Annotated in this window: 16 protein-coding genes and 2 tRNA genes; 6 read left to right on the top strand and 12 right to left on the bottom strand. The window is 71.7% G+C overall.

The features are described 5' to 3' along the window. Positions 1 to 27: 27 nt before the first annotated feature. The 6 genes from ACIPAE_RS21355 to ACIPAE_RS21330 all read right to left on the bottom strand — a co-directional run bounded on the left by ACIPAE_RS21355 (position 28) and on the right by ACIPAE_RS21330 (position 2,545). Positions 28 to 582, bottom strand: coding sequence for a TetR/AcrR family transcriptional regulator (locus ACIPAE_RS21355; protein WP_402447211.1), 555 nt, complete (start codon positions 580 to 582; stop codon positions 28 to 30). Positions 583 to 936: 354 nt separating this feature from the next. After that, positions 937 to 1,365: a MaoC family dehydratase gene (locus ACIPAE_RS21350; RefSeq protein ID WP_329365861.1), complete on the bottom strand. Its 429-nt coding sequence runs from the start codon at positions 1,363 to 1,365 to the stop codon at positions 937 to 939. Then, the gene (locus ACIPAE_RS21345; protein WP_329365862.1) at positions 1,365 to 1,856 is read right to left on the bottom strand and encodes a MaoC family dehydratase N-terminal domain-containing protein; all 492 of its coding nucleotides are present in this window, start codon (positions 1,854 to 1,856) and stop codon (positions 1,365 to 1,367) included. The genes ACIPAE_RS21350 and ACIPAE_RS21345 overlap by 1 nt, the downstream gene beginning before the upstream one ends. A gap of 248 nt (positions 1,857 to 2,104) precedes the next feature. After that, positions 2,105 to 2,269 carry a 50S ribosomal protein L33 gene (gene rpmG, locus ACIPAE_RS21340; RefSeq protein ID WP_004571794.1) on the bottom strand — a complete coding sequence of 55 codons (165 nt, stop codon included), beginning with the start codon at positions 2,267 to 2,269 and terminating at the stop codon, positions 2,105 to 2,107. 84 nt (positions 2,270 to 2,353) lie between these two features. Next, a tRNA-Met gene (locus ACIPAE_RS21335) sits at positions 2,354 to 2,426 on the bottom strand. Between the two features lie 46 nt (positions 2,427 to 2,472). Further along, a tRNA-Thr gene (locus tag ACIPAE_RS21330) sits at positions 2,473 to 2,545 on the bottom strand. Positions 2,546 to 2,912: 367 nt separating this feature from the next. Between ACIPAE_RS21330 and ACIPAE_RS21325 the strand changes: the two genes are divergently transcribed. Together ACIPAE_RS21325 and ACIPAE_RS21320 are read left to right on the top strand one after the other, a co-directional pair. Continuing rightward, positions 2,913 to 4,259, top strand: coding sequence for an amidohydrolase family protein (locus ACIPAE_RS21325; protein WP_402447207.1), 1,347 nt, complete (start codon positions 2,913 to 2,915; stop codon positions 4,257 to 4,259). A 9-nt stretch (positions 4,260 to 4,268) separates the two neighbouring features. Beyond that, on the top strand, positions 4,269 to 4,931 hold the full coding sequence (locus ACIPAE_RS21320; protein ID WP_329365866.1) for an NAD(P)H-binding protein: 663 nt from the start codon (positions 4,269 to 4,271) through the stop codon (positions 4,929 to 4,931). 133 nt (positions 4,932 to 5,064) lie between these two features. Here ACIPAE_RS21320 and ACIPAE_RS21315 read toward each other — a convergent pair whose 3' ends face one another. The 5 genes from ACIPAE_RS21315 to ACIPAE_RS21295 form a co-directional block, all read right to left on the bottom strand. Next, on the bottom strand, positions 5,065 to 5,832 hold the full coding sequence (locus ACIPAE_RS21315; protein ID WP_402447203.1) for a class I SAM-dependent methyltransferase: 768 nt from the start codon (positions 5,830 to 5,832) through the stop codon (positions 5,065 to 5,067). Positions 5,833 to 5,884: 52 nt separating this feature from the next. Further along, complete coding sequence (locus tag ACIPAE_RS21310) at positions 5,885 to 6,244, bottom strand: DUF742 domain-containing protein (protein ID WP_402447201.1); 360 nt, start codon at positions 6,242 to 6,244, stop codon at positions 5,885 to 5,887. Between the two features lie 49 nt (positions 6,245 to 6,293). After that, a complete protein-coding gene (locus tag ACIPAE_RS21305) occupies positions 6,294 to 6,716 on the bottom strand; it encodes a roadblock/LC7 domain-containing protein (protein WP_328468007.1) in 423 nt (140 codons plus the stop codon). A 72-nt stretch (positions 6,717 to 6,788) separates the two neighbouring features. Beyond that, complete coding sequence (locus ACIPAE_RS21300) at positions 6,789 to 9,932, bottom strand: nitrate- and nitrite sensing domain-containing protein (protein ID WP_402447198.1); 3,144 nt, start codon at positions 9,930 to 9,932, stop codon at positions 6,789 to 6,791. A 281-nt stretch (positions 9,933 to 10,213) separates the two neighbouring features. Further along, the gene (locus ACIPAE_RS21295; protein WP_402447195.1) at positions 10,214 to 11,482 is read right to left on the bottom strand and encodes a transposase domain-containing protein; all 1,269 of its coding nucleotides are present in this window, start codon (positions 11,480 to 11,482) and stop codon (positions 10,214 to 10,216) included. Between the two features lie 279 nt (positions 11,483 to 11,761). On the opposite strand from ACIPAE_RS21295, the gene ACIPAE_RS21290 reads away from it, so the two are divergent. From ACIPAE_RS21290 to ACIPAE_RS21275, 4 genes are all read left to right on the top strand, one after another. Next, on the top strand, positions 11,762 to 12,559 hold the full coding sequence (locus ACIPAE_RS21290) for an ABC transporter ATP-binding protein (RefSeq protein WP_329365877.1): 798 nt from the start codon (positions 11,762 to 11,764) through the stop codon (positions 12,557 to 12,559). A gap of 29 nt (positions 12,560 to 12,588) precedes the next feature. Continuing rightward, positions 12,589 to 13,605 (top strand): ABC transporter permease, encoded by a 1,017-nt coding sequence (locus ACIPAE_RS21285; RefSeq protein ID WP_402447188.1) that lies wholly within the window; start codon positions 12,589 to 12,591, stop codon positions 13,603 to 13,605. A 114-nt stretch (positions 13,606 to 13,719) separates the two neighbouring features. Then, a complete protein-coding gene (locus tag ACIPAE_RS21280; protein ID WP_329365881.1) occupies positions 13,720 to 14,778 on the top strand; it encodes an ABC transporter substrate-binding protein in 1,059 nt (352 codons plus the stop codon). A 237-nt stretch (positions 14,779 to 15,015) separates the two neighbouring features. Next, positions 15,016 to 15,678, top strand: coding sequence for a hypothetical protein (locus ACIPAE_RS21275; protein WP_402447185.1), 663 nt, complete (start codon positions 15,016 to 15,018; stop codon positions 15,676 to 15,678). Between the two features lie 102 nt (positions 15,679 to 15,780). Here ACIPAE_RS21275 and ACIPAE_RS21270 read toward each other — a convergent pair whose 3' ends face one another. Further along, entirely contained in the window at positions 15,781 to 16,323 is a 543-nt protein-coding gene (locus ACIPAE_RS21270; RefSeq protein ID WP_402447182.1) for an AAA family ATPase, read from the bottom strand. Positions 16,324 to 16,347 lie beyond the last annotated feature (24 nt).

Raw genomic sequence — 16,347 nt, 5'->3', positions numbered from 1 at the left:
CCGGCACCGGGGCCCGCTCGGCCCCGGTCACTCGGGCCTCGCCTCCACGTAGAAGCCCTCCCAGTTCCGGTGACCCGGCGGGAAGCCCAACGAGACGAAGGTGTTGATCAGCATTCCGTACGCGAAGAACTGCGTCGTCTCGTCGATGTCCGTGCCCAGCGCGGTGCGGACCTCGTCCCACATCTGCTGCCAGGACGTCCTGAGGGTCGAGCCGAAGTCGTGGTCGCCGGCGGCTTCGGCCGCCGCGACCGCCGCGTACATCTGCATCTGCATCAGCAGCTTCTCCGGGTCGTCACGGAGGAGTTGCTGGTACGCCGCGGCCATCACGGGCAGCCGCCCCTCGATGGGGACGTCCTCCACGGCGTGAGCGAAGACCTCGCGGGTCTGGGTGAGGCACTGTTCGGCGGCCGCGATGAACATGGCTTGCTTGTTGGGGAACAGGCGGAACAGGTACGGCTGGGAGACGCCTACGCGGCGGGCGATCGCTTCGGTGGACGTGCCCTTGTAGCCGCCCTGGGCGAACTCGCTCATTGCCGCGCTGATGACGCTGGCGCGTCGGTCTTCGGCGCTCATCCTTGCCATGGGGACTAAGTTAGTGGTCAATCACTTACCAGTCAACTCGGCGGGTGGGGTGTCGGCGGGGAGGGGGTGCGCCGTCGATGGTTCCGTGTGGTCCCCTGCGGGGTGGCTGCCTCGTCCTCGTCTGACGGCCGGCTCTGGGTGGGTGCCCCGTGCGGTGCTTGCTTGCCCGCCCGCCGGTGGTGGGCTTGTCGCGCAGTTCCCCGCGCCCCTGGGGATGTGCGGCTCCTCCGCAGCGCCCGGCCACCCCGGGAACGGGGCAACCCACCACCGGCCGTGAGCCGGGGACGAACCGTAGGGCACCGCACCGGGCACCGGGGGGTGGGACTTCGGCGGAGGGGCGGGGGCGCCCGGGGGTCAGGTGAGGCGGACCACCGCACGGGACATGCCGAGGACTTTCTGGCCGTCGGAGGTGGCGACGAGGTCGATCCGGACGCGGCGGTCATCGAGTTTGGCCGCGACCTTCGCGGCGACGTGCACGGTGGCGCCCTGGTCATCGTTGGGGACGACGACCGGCTTGGTGAAGCGGACGCCGTACTCCTCGACGGCGCCGGGATCGACCGTCCAGTCGGTGACGACACGGATGGCGACGGCCATCGTGAACATGCCGTGCGCGATGACGTCGGGCAACCCGACCTCGCGGGCGAACTTCTCGTTCCAGTGGATGGGGTTGAAGTCACCCGAGGCGCCGGCGTACTGCACGAGGGTCGCCCGGCTGACCGGGAACTCCCGGGCGGGCAGCTCGGTACCGACCTCGACGTCGTCGTAGGCGATTGCCGCGGCCATCACACGTCCCCTCTCTTGTCGCTGCCGCTCACGTCGGCGTCGTCCGGCTCGGCCGCGCGGGCCACCAGCTTGGTCATGGCGGTCACCACGTGCTCGCCGGACTCGTCGTGGATCTCCCCGCGGATCTCGATGACGTCGTTGCCCGCAAGGGACTTGATCGTGTCGATCGTGGAGGTGACCGTGAGCCGGTCGCCGGCCCGAACCGGACGGCGGTAGGAGAACTTCTGGTCGCCGTGCACCACCCGGCTGTAGTCGAGGCCGAGTTCGGGGTCGCGGACCACCACGCCGGCCGCCTTGTAGCTGATCGCGAAGGGGAACGTCGGCGGCGCGATCACGTCGGGGTGGCCGAGCGCCTTGGCCGCGTCGGCGTCGACGTACACCGGATTCGGGTCGCCGATCGCCTCGGCGAACTCGCGGATCTTCTCCCGGCCGACCTCGTAGACGCTACTGGGCGGATAGCTCCGCCCCACGAAGGACGGGTCGAGGGCCATCGTTACCTCCGGATACGGATGGGGTCGGCGGGAGTGCGGTCGGCGCGAGGGGGCCGGCGCGGGTCGGGACATGCCGTGAGGCCGCCCCCGGAATACGGGAACGGCCTCACGGTAAAGCTTTCAGCCGGACTTGGCCCGGGCTTCCGCCGCTGCGGAGCCCGAAGTCGCGGTCTGCCGGAACCGTAGGGTACCGGCGGCCTGCCGCGAACAGCCCCGCCTCGGCGGCACTGGGAGAGGGACCGCCTGGGTCAGCGGGTCTCGCGGTGCGCGGTGTGGGCGTTGCAGCGGGGGCAGTGCTTCTTCATCTCAAGACGGTCCGGGTCGTTGCGCCGGTTCTTCTTGGTGATGTAGTTCCGCTCCTTGCACTCCACGCAGGCCAGCGTGATCTTAGGGCGGACGTCGGTGGCGGCCACGTGAGTGCTCCTTGACGAACGGGTGTTATGAACACAGAAAGAGTAGCCGATCGAGGGACCGAACCCGCAATCGGCTACGGAGAGTAGCGGCGACCGGACTTGAACCGGTGACACAGCGATTATGAGCCGCTTGCTCTACCGACTGAGCTACGCCGCCTCGACGAACCGGCCCCCGCCGAAACGACGGGGGTGCGATCCATCAGAGCCCCAATACGGAATCGAACCGTAGACCTTCTCCTTACCATGGAGACGCTCTACCGACTGAGCTATTGGGGCGAGCGAGGAAGACATTACACGCTCCGCAGCGATACGTGAAATCCGTATCCGGCAGGGCACATCGGACCTGGCGGACACCCGAACCGCGCCTCGCCCGGGGCCTGTCGGCACCCTTTCGCGTACCGCGCCCAGGCCGGCGCGCGGCCGGTGAACCGGCCCGTGCGCAGGACGTTTGGCGCGACCCCGGCCGGTACGACTAATGCGCTCCTGCCAGGACCTCGCCGTCCGGCGCCCTACGCTCGGAGTGCGTGATCATGCCGTATGTCCTGCTCACCGATCATCTTCCGTGATCTGCAGATGATCGTCCGTCTTCCTGTCCCGTGATCCTGCCTCCCACCGCTCGCAAGGCCCGTACCGGAGGAGCGCGATGACCGACAGTTCCCGCGGCACCACCGCGGAGACCGCCACCCTGCTGCTGTGCGGCGCCCGCCTCACCGACGGCCGGACCGTAGACGTCCGGTTGAGCGGCTCGCGGATCGAGGCCGTGGGCACCGCGGGCAGCCTCGCCGTGTCCGCGGAACGCCCCGACCGCGGCGGCGGCCTCGGCGGCGAGCGGACCCCCGACCGTCCCGACCGGGGCGGCCGGATCGAGCGCGGTGCCCGGATCGACCTGCGCGGCTACCTCCTGCTGCCCGCGCCCGCCGAGCCGCACGCGCACCTGGACTTCGCGCTCACCGCCGGCGGCCCGCCCTCCGGCGACACCGAGGACGTCCAGCGCCGCGCCACCGAGGCCGCGCTGCTCCAACTCGGCCACGGCGCCACGGCGGTGCGCAGCCACGTACGGATCGGCGACGTCCGCGGGCTGCGCTCGCTGGAGGCGGTGCTCCAGGCCCGGCAGTCGCTGCGCGGGCTGCTCGACGTGCAGGCGGTGGCCGTGCCCAGGGTGCTGACCGGCGCCGCGGGGGCGGACGGCCTGGCGATGCTGCGGGACGCGCTGAAGATGGGCGCTTCCGCGGTGGGCGGCTGCCCGGACCTCGACCCGGACCCGAGCGGCTACACCGAGGCGGTGCTGGCGCTGGCCGCCGAGTTCGGGCTGCCGGTCGACCTGCACACCGCCGCCGACGACCCGGCGCGGATGGCCCGGCTGGCCGCGATGGCCGGCGGGCTGCGGCCCGGCGTCACCCTCGGCCCCTGCCACGGCCTGGCCGCGCAGGGTCCTGACGGGGTGGCGCGCACCGCAGACCGGCTGGCCGCCGCGGGCGTCTCCGTGGTCGCACTCCCCCAGGGCGGCTGCGGCGCCCTGGACCGCTGCGCGCCCGCGCCGGACACCCCGGCCGCCCGCGCCGCCGCCTCCGTCCGCCCGCTGGCGCCGCTCACCGCGGTCCGCGCGCTGCGCGCTGCGGGAGTACGGGTCACCGCGGGCAGCGGCGCGCTCTGCGACCTGGCCAACCCGGTCGGCCGCGGCGACCCGCTGGAGGCGGCCTACCTGCTGGCCTCGCACGGCGAGTGCCCTCCCCCGCGGGCGTACGACCTGGTGAGCGCCGAGGCCCGGGCGGTGCTCGGGCTGCCGGAGGTACGCGTGGAGGCGGGCTTCCCGGCCGAGTTGCTCGCGGTGCGCGGGGAGAGCCTGGCCGGCGTGCTCTCGCTCGCCTACAGCCGGATCGTGATCCACCGCGGCCGGGTGGTCTCCCGGACCAGCGCGGTACGCGAGTACTGCGACTCGGCGGGCGACGCGACCCTCGACCTCCCGCGTCAGGCGCACCGCGAGGCGTAGCGTCGCGGCATGCGTACGGTGATCGCTGGTGGACACGGACAGATCGCGCTGCGGCTCGAACGGCTGCTGAGCGGGCGCGGGGACAGCGCGGCCGGGTTGATCCGGAACGCCGCCCAGGCTGACGACCTGCGGGCGGTGGGCGCGGAACCGGTCGTACTCGACCTGGAGTCGGCGACGTTGGAGCAGGTGGCGGCGGTGCTGGAAGGCGCCGACGCGGCGGTGTTCGCGGCGGGCGCCGGCGCGGGCTCCGGGGCGGAGCGCAAGCAGACGGTGGACCGGGGCGCGGCCGTGCTCCTCGCGGACGCGGCCGAGCGGGCCGGGGTACGGCGCTTCCTGGTGGTCTCGTCCATGGGCGCGGACGCGGAGGCGACCGGTGTGGACCCGGTCTTCACGGCATACCTGCGGGCGAAGGGCGCGGCGGACGACGCGGTGCGGGCCCGGAAGGGGCTGGAGTGGACGATCCTGCGCCCGGGTGCCCTGACGAACGACAGCGGCACCGGACGGGTCCACCTCGCCGCGTCCACCGGGCGCGGCTCGGTGCCGCGGGACGACGTGGCGGCGGTGCTGGCGGAGCTGCTGACGGTGCCGGGCACGGCCGGGCTGACCCTGGAGCTGATCGCGGGGCCCGACCCGGTGGCGGAGGCGGTGCGCGCGGTGGCGTCCGGCAGCTAGGACCGGGAGCCGGCGGGAGCCGGCGGGAGCCGGCGGGAGTAAGGGGCCGGGTCACGCGGTCCGGAGCCCCGCTAAGTCAGGAGAGCGTCCCTGAGTCAGGGGGACGGTGCGCGCTCCAGGAAGGGTCCGCGCGTCAGGAGCCGGTCCGCCGGGTGCGCCAGGAGTAGCAGACCAGGGGCAGCCGGACCAGGTCGTCCCGTATCTCCGCCGTCTCGCGGACCTTCGCCTCGATCCGGGCCGCCAGTTCCCGCTTCCGGTCGGCCGGCAGCGCGATGAACCTGCTGTAGGTGGCGAACATGGCGGTCACCTCCTCGGCGCTCATCGCGGCGGTCCAGGTGTCGGCGTGGGGCTCCGGTTCGGTGAAGGGCACGCCGTCCGGCAGCCACGGCCCGTCGTTCATCCGCCCGATCAGGTCGCCGACCCGGTCGTCGGTCCCCATCTCGTCGTGCACGTAGGCGTCCAGGCGGTCGAGCCACGGCACCCGCCGGTCCCGGCGCGTGTACAGGATGCCGAGTGTCCCGCCCGGCTTGAGCACCCGGGCGATCTCCGGGAGCGCGACCGCCGGGTCCATCCAGTGCCACGCCGCGGAGATCGTGACCGCGTCGACCCGGGCGTCGGGCAGCGGGATGTGCTCGCCGGTCCCCTCCAGCACCGTCGCCCGCGGACAGGCGACGGCCAGCACCTCGCGCATGCGGGCGTCGGGTTCGACCGCCACGACCTCGGCGGCGCGGTCGGCGAGTTGACGGGTCAGCAGGCCGGTGCCGGCGCCCAGGTCGAGGACCGAGGCGCAGTCCGCGGGCAGCAGCCAGTCGAGCGCCTGGGCCGGCGGCGCCGTCCGGTAGCGGTCGTAGTCCTGCGCCGCGGCACCGAAGGACACCGCGAGCTCGGGCAGTTGGGACATGGCACTCCCTAGGTTGTCGCGTGGCCCGGGAAGGTGGGCGCCGGGCGGGAACTCACAGGCCGCGCAGGCCGGTGAGCACCCTCTCCAGCAGGGTGACGTCCGGCCGTCCCCCCTCGTGGCCCGGCTGCTGGACGTTGACCAGGCCGCTCTCGGCCAGGTCGCCCACCAGGACGCGCGTGACGCCAAGCGGGATGTGCAGCAGCGCGGAGATCTCGGCCACCGAGGTCAGGTTCAGGCACAGCCGGCAGATCGCCTGCTGCTCGGGGAACAGCCGTACCCCGTTCTCCCAGGCGCGTGCGGTGGTGCTGACCAGCGCCTCGAGCGCGAAGTCGGTCCGCGCCGTGGTACGTCCGCGCGTGACGGCGTACGGGCGTACGAAGGGCGACGAGTTGCGCCTGCGGTCTGCACTCACGAACGCACATCCTTCCGGGTGTGACGCGGACGGCTGATCGCGCCGGGCCTCAGCCGGCCAGCGCGCTCTGCAGTTCTCGGCGCACGGCGGGGGTGAGCACGTCGCCGGTCCGTTCGACCAGCAAGGTCATCTCGTAACCGACGACCTTCATGTCGCAGGTGGGCGCGGCGAGCACCACCAGGACGGAGCCGTCGCTGATCGAGGTCAGGAAGAGGAAACCGTTCAGCATGTCCACCACGGTCTGGGTGACCGCGCCGGCCTCGAAGAGCGTGGCCGCCCCCTGCGTCAGGCTCGCCAGTCCCGAGGCCATCGCGGCGAGTTGGTCGCCCCGGTCCTTGGGCATGGACGCCGAGGCCAGCAGCTGGACTCCGTCCGAGGAGACGACCACCGCGTGCGCGACCCCCGGCACCTGCTTGACGAAGTTGGCGATGAGCCAGTTCAGGTTCTGCGCTTCGGTGCTCAGATCGCTCATGGGTGTGGCTGCTTCCTATGCTGCGGGGGACATCGGCCGAGGGCGCTGCGGGCAGAGGGGACGGCGACCCGCTCATACCGGACCCGATCCGCCCGGTGACCGGCCGCGCCCGTCGTCACGCTCGGACCCGTCGCCGCGCTCGGCGCCGTCCTTCCCTCGCCTGACGCCTTGGTGGAAGCTCGACAGCCGCTCTCGCATCAGGTCGGCCTGGCGCGGTGCGACCGGCGCCGCGTGCGGCTGTGCCGCCCTGTCGCGTGCCCCCGCGCCGGGGGCGAGGTTGCCGAAGGGCACGCGCCGGGGCAGTCCCTGAGCGGTCGAACCTCCGACCACCGAACCGCCGGTCGACGGCCCGGCTTCTCCGCCGGCCCCGGGGCGCGGGCTGGTGTCGGGCCGCGCCCACGAAGGCGACGGGTGGGCGCCGTCCCGGGAAGGCTGCGGCTGGGGCTGCGCGGACTGCTGGATTTGCGGCTGTGCCTGGGATTGCGGCTGGGATTGCGGCTGGGGCTGCGCGGACCGCGGGGGTTGGGGCTGGGGCCGCTGCGGGAGCGGGGCGGGCCCGGACTGCGCCGGTTGCGGCCCGCCCATCGCCGGCCGGCCGGGGTCCGGCAGACCACGGGTCGGCTGCCCGCGGTCCGGCTGTCCCTGGCCGCTCTCCGGGCCGGGCCACCCCGACCTCGTCGACTCGAAGATCGGCAGCCGCTCGGACCCGTGGCCGCCGGGCGCCGGGTCCGGGTACGCGTGCCGGCCGGGCTGCGGCGCGTCGGGTATACGGGCGCCCGCCGTGTGACTGCCCGCCACGTGGGACCCGGCCTGCGGAGGTCCTTCCATCGCCGGCCGGCCGTCCATACCGCCCGGAAGCGGGTGCTCCTCGACCGGCTGCGCGAACCAGGAGAATCCGTGGCCGGACTGCCCCGCCGCCTGCTCCTCCTCGTTGAACCACGGGAAGCCGCCGTCGGGCGGACCCGAGTGGCGCCCGGACGGCGCCTCCTCAAGGCGCCGCGCGCCCGCACCGGTCTCCACCGCCGGACCGTAGGAAGTGTCGAACCGCGGGTCGCCGAACCGCGGGTCAGTGGCCCGCGGGTCGCCGAACCGCGGGTCGCCGACCGCCGACGACGGGCCCCGGGCGGGGAGCGTGCCGGGCTCGGGGAGGTCGTACGGGCCGGGGCGCATGGTGGCCTGGTCGAACGCCGGTCCCATGCCCGCGTCGATCTCGCTGACCGGCAGCAGCAGGGCCGGCGGTATCCGGATCAGCGCGTTGAGGCCGGTCCGGCCGGACCCGGTCAGCCGCACCTGGATGCCGTACTTGGCCGCCAGCCGCCCGACGACGAACAGACCCATCCGGCGGGAGGTCGCCACGTCGAGCACGGGCGGCTCGGCGAGCCGCCGGTTGATCCGGTTCAGCTCCTCGGGCCGGATGCCGATGCCCGCGTCCGCGATGTCCAGCACGACATCGCCGGAGGTGAGCATCTTGGCGCCCACCAGCACCTGGGTCTCGGGGCCGGAGAACGCGGTGGCGTTCTCGATGAGTTCGGCCACCAGGTGGACGACGTCGGTCGCGGCATGGCCGGCCACCGCCACGTCGGGCAGTTCGTACAGCATCACGCGTTCGTACTGCTCGACCTCGGCGGTGGCGGCGCGGACCAGGTCGAACAGCGACACCGGCTGGTTCCAGCGGCGGCTCTGCTCCTCGCCGGCGAGCACCAGGAGGTTCTCGTTGTTGCGGCGCATCCGGGTCGCGAGGTGGTCGAGCTGGAACAGGCTGGCGAGCTGGCTCGGGTTCTGCTCGCTGTTCTCCAGGTCGTCGATGAGCTGGAGTTGCCGCAGCACCAGGCTCTCGCTGCGGCGCGAGAGGTTGGTGAAGATCGCGTTGACGTTGCTGCGCATCCTCGCCTGCTCGGTGGCGAGCCGGACCGCCTCGAAGTGCACGCGGTCGAAGGCGCGCGCCACCTGGCCGACCTCGTCCTGCGTCTGCAACTCGATCGGCTGGACCTGCACCGGCTCGTCGGTCTCCGCGGGCTCCACGTCACGAAGCCGGCGCACGGCCTCGGGCAGCCGGTTGTCCGCGACGTCCAGCGCGGAGACGCGCAGCCGGCGCAGCGGGCGTACGACGGACCTGGCGAGGACCAGGGCGCCGAGGAAGGACAGCGCGACCACCGCGACGATGATCGCGATGTTCTCGTAGAGCTGGGTCCGCCCGGCCGACAGCAGGTGCGAGGCGCGGTCGTTCATGTCCGCGACGGCCTGCCGCTCGACGATCCGCACCGCGTCGAGCTTGTCCGTCAGCTGGTTGAACGCGGTGGCCTTGCTGATCCCCAGGTCGGCGAGCGGGATGTCCTCCTGCGCGGCGGTGGAGACCGCCTGGACGGTGCCGTCGGCCGCACCGACCTTGTCGCCGCTGACCGTCGACTGGTACAGGTTGAGGAGCGAGGTCGGCGCGTTGTTGGCGAGCGCGTCGCCGGCCGTCTCGAACTGCGCCTGCTCGATGTTCTCCTTCTGCTCCAGCGTGAAGCCGCCGCTGTCGAGCACGTCGACGAGGTAGCCGCGCTCGCTCGACGTCTGCTGCTCGATCTGCTCGATCGAGGAGAGCGTGGCGACCAGGCTGCCGAGCGTGTGATCGGAGCTGACCGCGGCGAGCTGGTCGCTGAAGTCGAGCAGGTCGCCGATGATCGTGCTGTACGCGCTGAAGGTCGGCGTGCCGGCGCCGGCCGCGAGGCCCTGCGCGGAGGCACGCAGCGGGCTCAGGTCACCGAGCCGGGCCTCCCCGCGCGCGCCGAGCTGGCGCACCATGGCGGGCAGGGCGTCGACGCTGTCCTGCTGCCGGCGCAGGCTCTCGTCGAACTCCCGCACCTGCGCGTCGGTGGTCCGCTGGGCCGCCGTCAGTTCCTTGTCCCGGGCGACGCCCGACCCGTTGAGCGCGACCTCGGTGAGGTCGCGCTCGTCGTCGAGCGCGCCGACCAGGGTGGAGATCTGCCGGGCGAGCTGCGTCTGCCCCTGGATGTGCGCCGCGGACCGGAGGCTGCCGACCTCGGAGACCACGCGCACACCGACGAGCGGGATGATCGCGATCAGCGGGACCAGCACCAGGACCAGCATGCGGCTGCGGAGCCGCCAGTCGCCCAGGTGGCGCTTGACGTGCAGCCGGGCGAGGACCTTTCCGCCGGTGGCGGTGATCCACTTCGGTGCGGAAGCGGAACGGGATCTCCGTGCCGTTGTCACGGCATCGCCACATTGTGCTGCGCCAAGCGGTCCCCGCACGTCAACGGATAGCCGGCTTCGCGAGGCCCCTGGTCTTCCATTTACTAACCCTCAACCCTCATAACGTCGCAGCATGACGCGGCGGCGCTCGGTCATTCGGTTCACCACAACAAGCGCTCGACTCAGGTACACACCAAGTCGCCGGCGCGTTACTTCCGCGCGCTGGTCGGGGACCTCATTGCAGCACACGCACGCCCGCGGGAGCAAAGGATCTCGCTACTGACTTAAGAGGTCTCCCCCGGTCACACCGTCCGTCCGCGCGCTTCGACCGAAAGCTGGTCCGCCGAATGCATCGGGGATAGCAGGTGCCCGACGGCGTGATACGTGCAGAGCATCGCATATATTTCCTGCCGGACGAGTTCGGGACTTTTCGACCGCAATACCACCCGCAGCCCCGCGATCTGATCGGCGAACCGGCCGACACCGTTTCGGCACATCTCCGCCACACTCTCGTGCCGTGCCGTGATCTCGCCCGCCGTCACCGAATCGTCGAGGAACGACGTGACCAGCACCGGAGCGCTCCCGGCCGGTCCCCGCGACCGGCCGGGAGCGGAAGCGGAGGGTCCGCACGGCACCACGCGGACGACGGCCCCCGCACCCAACTCCGCCCCCAACTCCGCACCCGGCTCGGCACCCGCGGCCCGGCCGTCCGGCGGCAGCTTCGACAGGTACGACCCGTCGGGCAGCGCGCGCACCACCGGCAGGGGCCGCGCGGTGTCGGTGCGGCCGTCCAGCCGCCAGATCTGATGGGCGCCGGCCGCGGCCAGCGCGTTCCACATCGCCGTGGGGACCGCCTCACGTTCGCCGACCACCAGCGCCCCCGCGCCGAGGAGGTCGTGCGGCCATTCGGCGATGATGCCCTCGATACCCAACTCCGGGCTGGGGGCGATCGCCGAGGCGACGGAGAGGCACATCCGGCACTCGGTGAGCGAGACCAGCCACACGTCCAGGGCGCGACCCTTCGTAGGTCTCCTCGTCCGGTCGCCGCGGTCGGCGCCGTCGCCGCGCTCGCCGTCCCCCGTCGCCTCGCCCGTCGCCTCCCCGTCGACGCCGGGCAGCACGTACGCGGCCCGGTTCGCGGGCGTGTCCGGCACCTCCATGGCGACGCTCTCGAAGGCGAACACCCGCTCGGTGCCCGGCGGTCCCGGCTGCCCGGCCGACGCGGCCACGTGGGCGCAGAGTTCCTTGAGCGGTTCGACGCCCAGCCGCATGCGGGCCCGGGCGATCGCGGCAGCGGAGGCCAGGTCACCGGCGTCCTGGAACATCTCCGGGAGGCCGCCGGTCAGCTTGGCGAGCACCTCCTCGTAGGAAGAGGTCCCGAAGAGCCACATCGCGAGAGCGAAATACATCATGAGCCGCGCGGGCAGCAGCCGTCTGCGGCGCTCTCTCCGCTCGGCTTTGTCCACCAGCCGATCCATTAGTTCCGGCCGGAAAGTCTGTACGAGCATGCGCAGCGCAAGCCGGTCCGGAAGGGGGGTTTCAGACGGTATGCCGAGATAACGGAACGTCATCGCTAGAAGTTACCTCCGAAGAACGCGCCGCGTCTAACCATCGTCGACAATGCACAGAAAGCACACTTTGCGGATTTTCTCCGGACACGGGGAGGTCGTCGTGCGGAGAGGAGCCGCAGATAGGCGCCCTGCCCGCGCTTAAGTCAGTGGACCCTTGTTCGGCGAGGTTGTTGTCCCGCGCCGGGTTCTGGCAGCCTCACTCGCGTGACAAGCGAATCCCAGCGTGCAGACACCAATGGGTCGGTCACATCGCCGCAACCGACGACGCCTCCTATCGTGATGCGCAATGTGACCAAACATTTCAACACGCCGCAGGGCGGCAATCACGATGTCCTGCGCGACGTCAATTTCTCGGTGGCGGCCGGCGAGTTCACCGCGGTCGTCGGTCCCACCGGCTGCGGTAAGTCGACCACGCTGTCGCTGATCTGCGGCCTGGACCGGCCGGACACCGGCGAGGTGCTCATCGACGGCCGCCCGGTGGACGGCATCGGGAAGGACGTCGGCTTCGTCTTCCAGACCGACGCGGTGTTCCCCTGGAAGACGGTGCTCGGCAACGTGGCGGCCGGCCCCCGCTTCCGCGGCGCGTCACGCCGGGAGGCACACGCCGAGGCCACCGACTGGATAGGCCGGGTGGGCCTGACGGGGTTCGAGCGGTACCACCCGCACCAGCTCTCCGGCGGGATGCGCAAGCGGGTCGCACTCGCCCAGACGATGATCAACCGGCCGCGCGTGCTCCTCATGGACGAGCCGTTCGCCGGCCTGGACGTGCAGACCCGCCAGATCATGTCGGACGAGCTCCTCTCCCTGTGGGACCAGACCCGCCCGTCGGTGGTGTTCGTCACCCACGACCTGGAGGAGGCGATCTCGCTCGCCGACAAGGTCGTGGTCATGACGGCGGGACCGGCCACCGTGAAGGAGACGTTCGAGATCGATCTCCCCCGGCCGAGGAATCCACGCGAGATCCGGCACACCCCCGATTTCGTCAAGCTCCACGAGCGGATCTGGGAATCGCTGCGCGACGAGGTCCAGGTCGCCTACCGCCGCACCGTGACCGCGACGCCCGAGACCGCGGCCTGACCCACCCCCGCCGGAAGAGGCAAGAGCGCATGAACGTGCACGGTCCCCGGTCCACTGCCGATACGGCGGACGCCGATCCCGACACCACCAGTACGGCCGAGGGCGCGACCGGTGACGCGGTCGAGGAAGTGACCGACGGCGCGAGCGGTGAAGCCACGGGTGATGCCGCAGGTGACGCCGCGGACCGCACCGCCCGCCCCGAACCGTCGAAGAGCGAGGCCCGAACCGGGTCCACGGCCCGGCGGCAACGGCTGCGGCGCCACGTGCTGGTCAACCTGACCCGGGTCCTCGTCCTCGCCCTGTTCGTCGGGCTGTGGCAGTGGCTCGCCTCGGCGGGAACGATCGACAGGTTCTACACCGGCGAACCGTCCGGCATCTGCTCGAAGTTGTGGGACTGGGTACGCCACGGCACCTCGCAGGGCTCGCTGTGGGACCAGGTGTGGGTGACGCTCCAGGAGACGCTGATGGGCTTCGGGATCGGCGTGACCCTCGGCGTCGTGTTCGGCATCCTGCTGGGTCGGCTGCGCTTCCTGGCCGACGTCTTCGCCCCCTATATCAAGACGCTGAACTCGATACCGCGCATCCTGCTCGGGTCGGTGTTCGCGATCTGGTTCGGCCTCGGGATCAGTTCCAAGGTCACGCTGTCGGCGGTGCTGGTCTTCTTCGGCGTGTTCTTCAACGCCTTCCAGGGCGCCCGCGAGGTGGACCGCAACCTCATCGCCAACGCCCGCATCCTCGGCGCCGGGAACGCCAAGGTGACCTTGCAGGTCGTCGTCCCGTCCGCGCTGAGCTGGATCACCACCAGCCTGCACGTCGCGTTCGGCTTCGCGGTCACCGGCGCGATCGTGGGGGAACTGCTCGGGGCGCAGCAGGGCCTCGGGCTGCTCATCTTCCAGGCGCAGGCGAATTTCGACCCCGACGGCGTCTACGCGGGCCTGGTCATCACCGCCGCGTTCGCCCTGGCGGCCGAGGGCCTGATCACGCTCCTCGAACGGCGCCTGCTGCGGTGGCAACCGCGCCCGCAGCGGTCCGGCGCGGGAGCCTGACCCGGCGATCGACGTGAACTCCCTGACGCATGTCCACCCCGCAATGACCGGCGGAACGCGGCACGGCCGAAGACGGCCGGCGGCGCGTCCGCTCCCGAGAAGAAAGCAAGGCTCATGTGGCGCAAGAAGATCGTTCTCATAGCCGCGACGACGTTCCTGGCTACAGGGGTGACGGCCTGCTCGGACGACAAGTCCGGCAGCACTGACGCGGCGAGCGAGGGCTCCCTGACGAAGGTGACCATCGCCCTGTCGAACCAGGCGAACCAGAGTTACCTCCCGCTCATCCTGGCCGAGCGGATGGGCTACTTCACGAAGCAGGGGCTGGACGTCAAGATCGACAACCTGCAGAGCACCCCGCAGGTCTCCGACGCGCTGCTCAAGGGCGACGTCCAGGGCATGATCGGGTTCTTCGACCACAACCTCGACCTCCAGGCCAAGGGCAAGAACACCGAAGCGGTCGTCCAGTTGCTCCAGGCGCCCGGCATGGTCGAGATGACCCGCGCGAACGAGAAGTCGCTCAAGTCCCCGGCGGACCTGCGGGGCAAGACGGTCGGGGTGACCTCGCTCGGTTCGGCCAGCTCCAACATCGGCTCCTACCTGGCGGTCCACAACAACATCCCGCTGGCCCAGACCCATCTGGTGGCCGTGGCCGCCGGGCCCACCTTCGTGGCGGCCTTCCAGCACAACCGGGTCGACGCCGGTGTCACCACCGAACCGACGATCTCGACCCTGCTGAAGAAGCACCTCGGCACGATCGTCGCCGACATGCGCACGGCCGCCGGCACCAAGGCCGCCCTCGGCGGCCCGTACCCGGGCACCGCGCTGACCGTCCAGACGGCGTGGGCGAACAGCCACAAGGACACCACGCAGAAGATGGTCAACGCGATCTACCAGACGCTCCAGTGGATGGAGTCGCACTCGGCCGCGCAGATCACCGCCCAGGTCCCGGCCGACTTCTACTCCGGCAGCGGCAAGGACCAGTACATCCAGGCGCTGGCCAACGAGATGGGCATGTACAACCCCACCGGCCAGATGCCGGCCGACGCGCCGCAGACCGTACTGCGGGTGCTGAACGCGATCGACCCGGCCGTCAAGGGTCACAAGATCGACCTGGCGAAGACCTACACCGACGAGTACGTCCAGAAGGCGGCGCAGGAGAAGTCAGCGTCCTGACCGACGGGGCCGTCAGAACCGCCGGTGCCGTCAGCCAGAAGACAGGTGGCCGCGACCGGCGCGACCGTACCGTCACGGAGTGTCATGAACCCAGGCGGCCGGGCGGTCGGGGGCTCTGACAATGCGGTACGGCGGGGGTCGGCGCACACTGGCCGGGAAGGTGGACCGGGTGCCGAGTCCTAGGGAGACGCCATGCTGGGGACGCGTCGTCGACACGGGGTGCGCAGGAACCGTCTGATGTGTACGGCCGCGGTGCTCACCGCTGCGGCCGTCCTCGGCGGGACGGTGGCCGCCGACACCGCGGGGGCCGCCACCGGGGCGCGGAGCGGCGAGGGACCGGCACCGAGCCCGTCCGAGCTGAAGGCGGCGCTGCTGACCCCCGGGGACACCGGGCTGAGCGGTGCGGACTCGACCGGCGGCGGTGGCGGCGTCGGCGGCGACGGGATCTCCGGCTGCCCGGCGCTGGTGAAGGTGCTGGAAGCGCCGCCCGGAGCGGGGACGCAGGAGGCCGACTTCAGCGGCGGCCAGACCGGGCCGCTGCTGAGCGAAGAGCTGACCGCGGGCACGTCGGCCAAGGAGGGCGCCGTCTACGCACGGGCCAAGGCCGCGCTCACCTCCTGCCGCGACCTCACCCTCACCGAGGGCGGCACCCGGCTCGCCCTCACCCTGAAGCCGATCCGCTTCGGCGGCGGCGAGAGCACGGCGACGCGTATGGAAGGGAAGTTGAGCGGCGTGCAGGTCAACGGGTACATGGCGTTCGGGCGCGTCGGCCCGGTCCTGGTCGGCTACACGTTCTTCCAGATCGCCGGCGACTCGCCCCAACTCGCCTCCGCGCTCTACCAGAAGGCCGTGGACAAGGTCCGCCACACCGTCAGCACCGGTGGCGGCACGCCCGTCTGAGACCTGCGGTGCGGCGCTGCCAGCTCCACGCGGTGCCGGCAACTCCGCGCGGCCACCGTCAACTCCGCGCGGTGATCCCGTCAACTCCGCGCGGTGATCCCGTCAACTCCGCGCGGTGATCCAGCCCGTGGCGGCGAGCACCTCGCGGGCGATGTCGGGGACCGTTCTGCCGTCGGTGGCCACGCGTACGGCGTCCGCCGGGGTCCGCTCGTCCAGGAGGCGGGCCTTGCGGATGCTGTTGCCCACCTCCCGCTCCAGCTCCGAACCGAGTTCGCGGCCCGTCAGCCGCGCGGTGGCGGTGGCGTCGGACGCGGTGAGCAGGACCCGTACGATCCGCAGGTCCGCGCCCATCGCGCGGGTGAACATCGCGGCCGACTCGGGCAGCACGCTCGCGGTGTTCGTGTAGACCAGGCGCCGGTAGCCGAGCCGGGCGTAGTTCGCCCACAGCGCCGCCAGATTGCGCTCGGTGATCCGCGAGCGGTCAGGGTCCCCCTCCGGCGCCGGGTGCACCTGCCCCATGAAGTCGCCCTCCACCACCGCGTGCGGCACCTCCGCTCCCCGCAGGCCCGCCGAAACCTCCCACGCCACCGTCGACTTCCCGACGCCGGCCCGCCCGCCGATGAGCAACACCTCCGCGTGATCCACGCCGCCGAGCCTGCCAGGCACCAC

Source organism: Streptomyces sp. NPDC087270 (assembly GCF_044744625.1).
Lineage (GTDB): Bacteria > Actinomycetota > Actinomycetes > Streptomycetales > Streptomycetaceae > Actinacidiphila.
The sequence above is the reverse complement of the archived record's forward strand: the minus strand, read 5'-3'. Positions and strand labels throughout refer to the sequence as shown.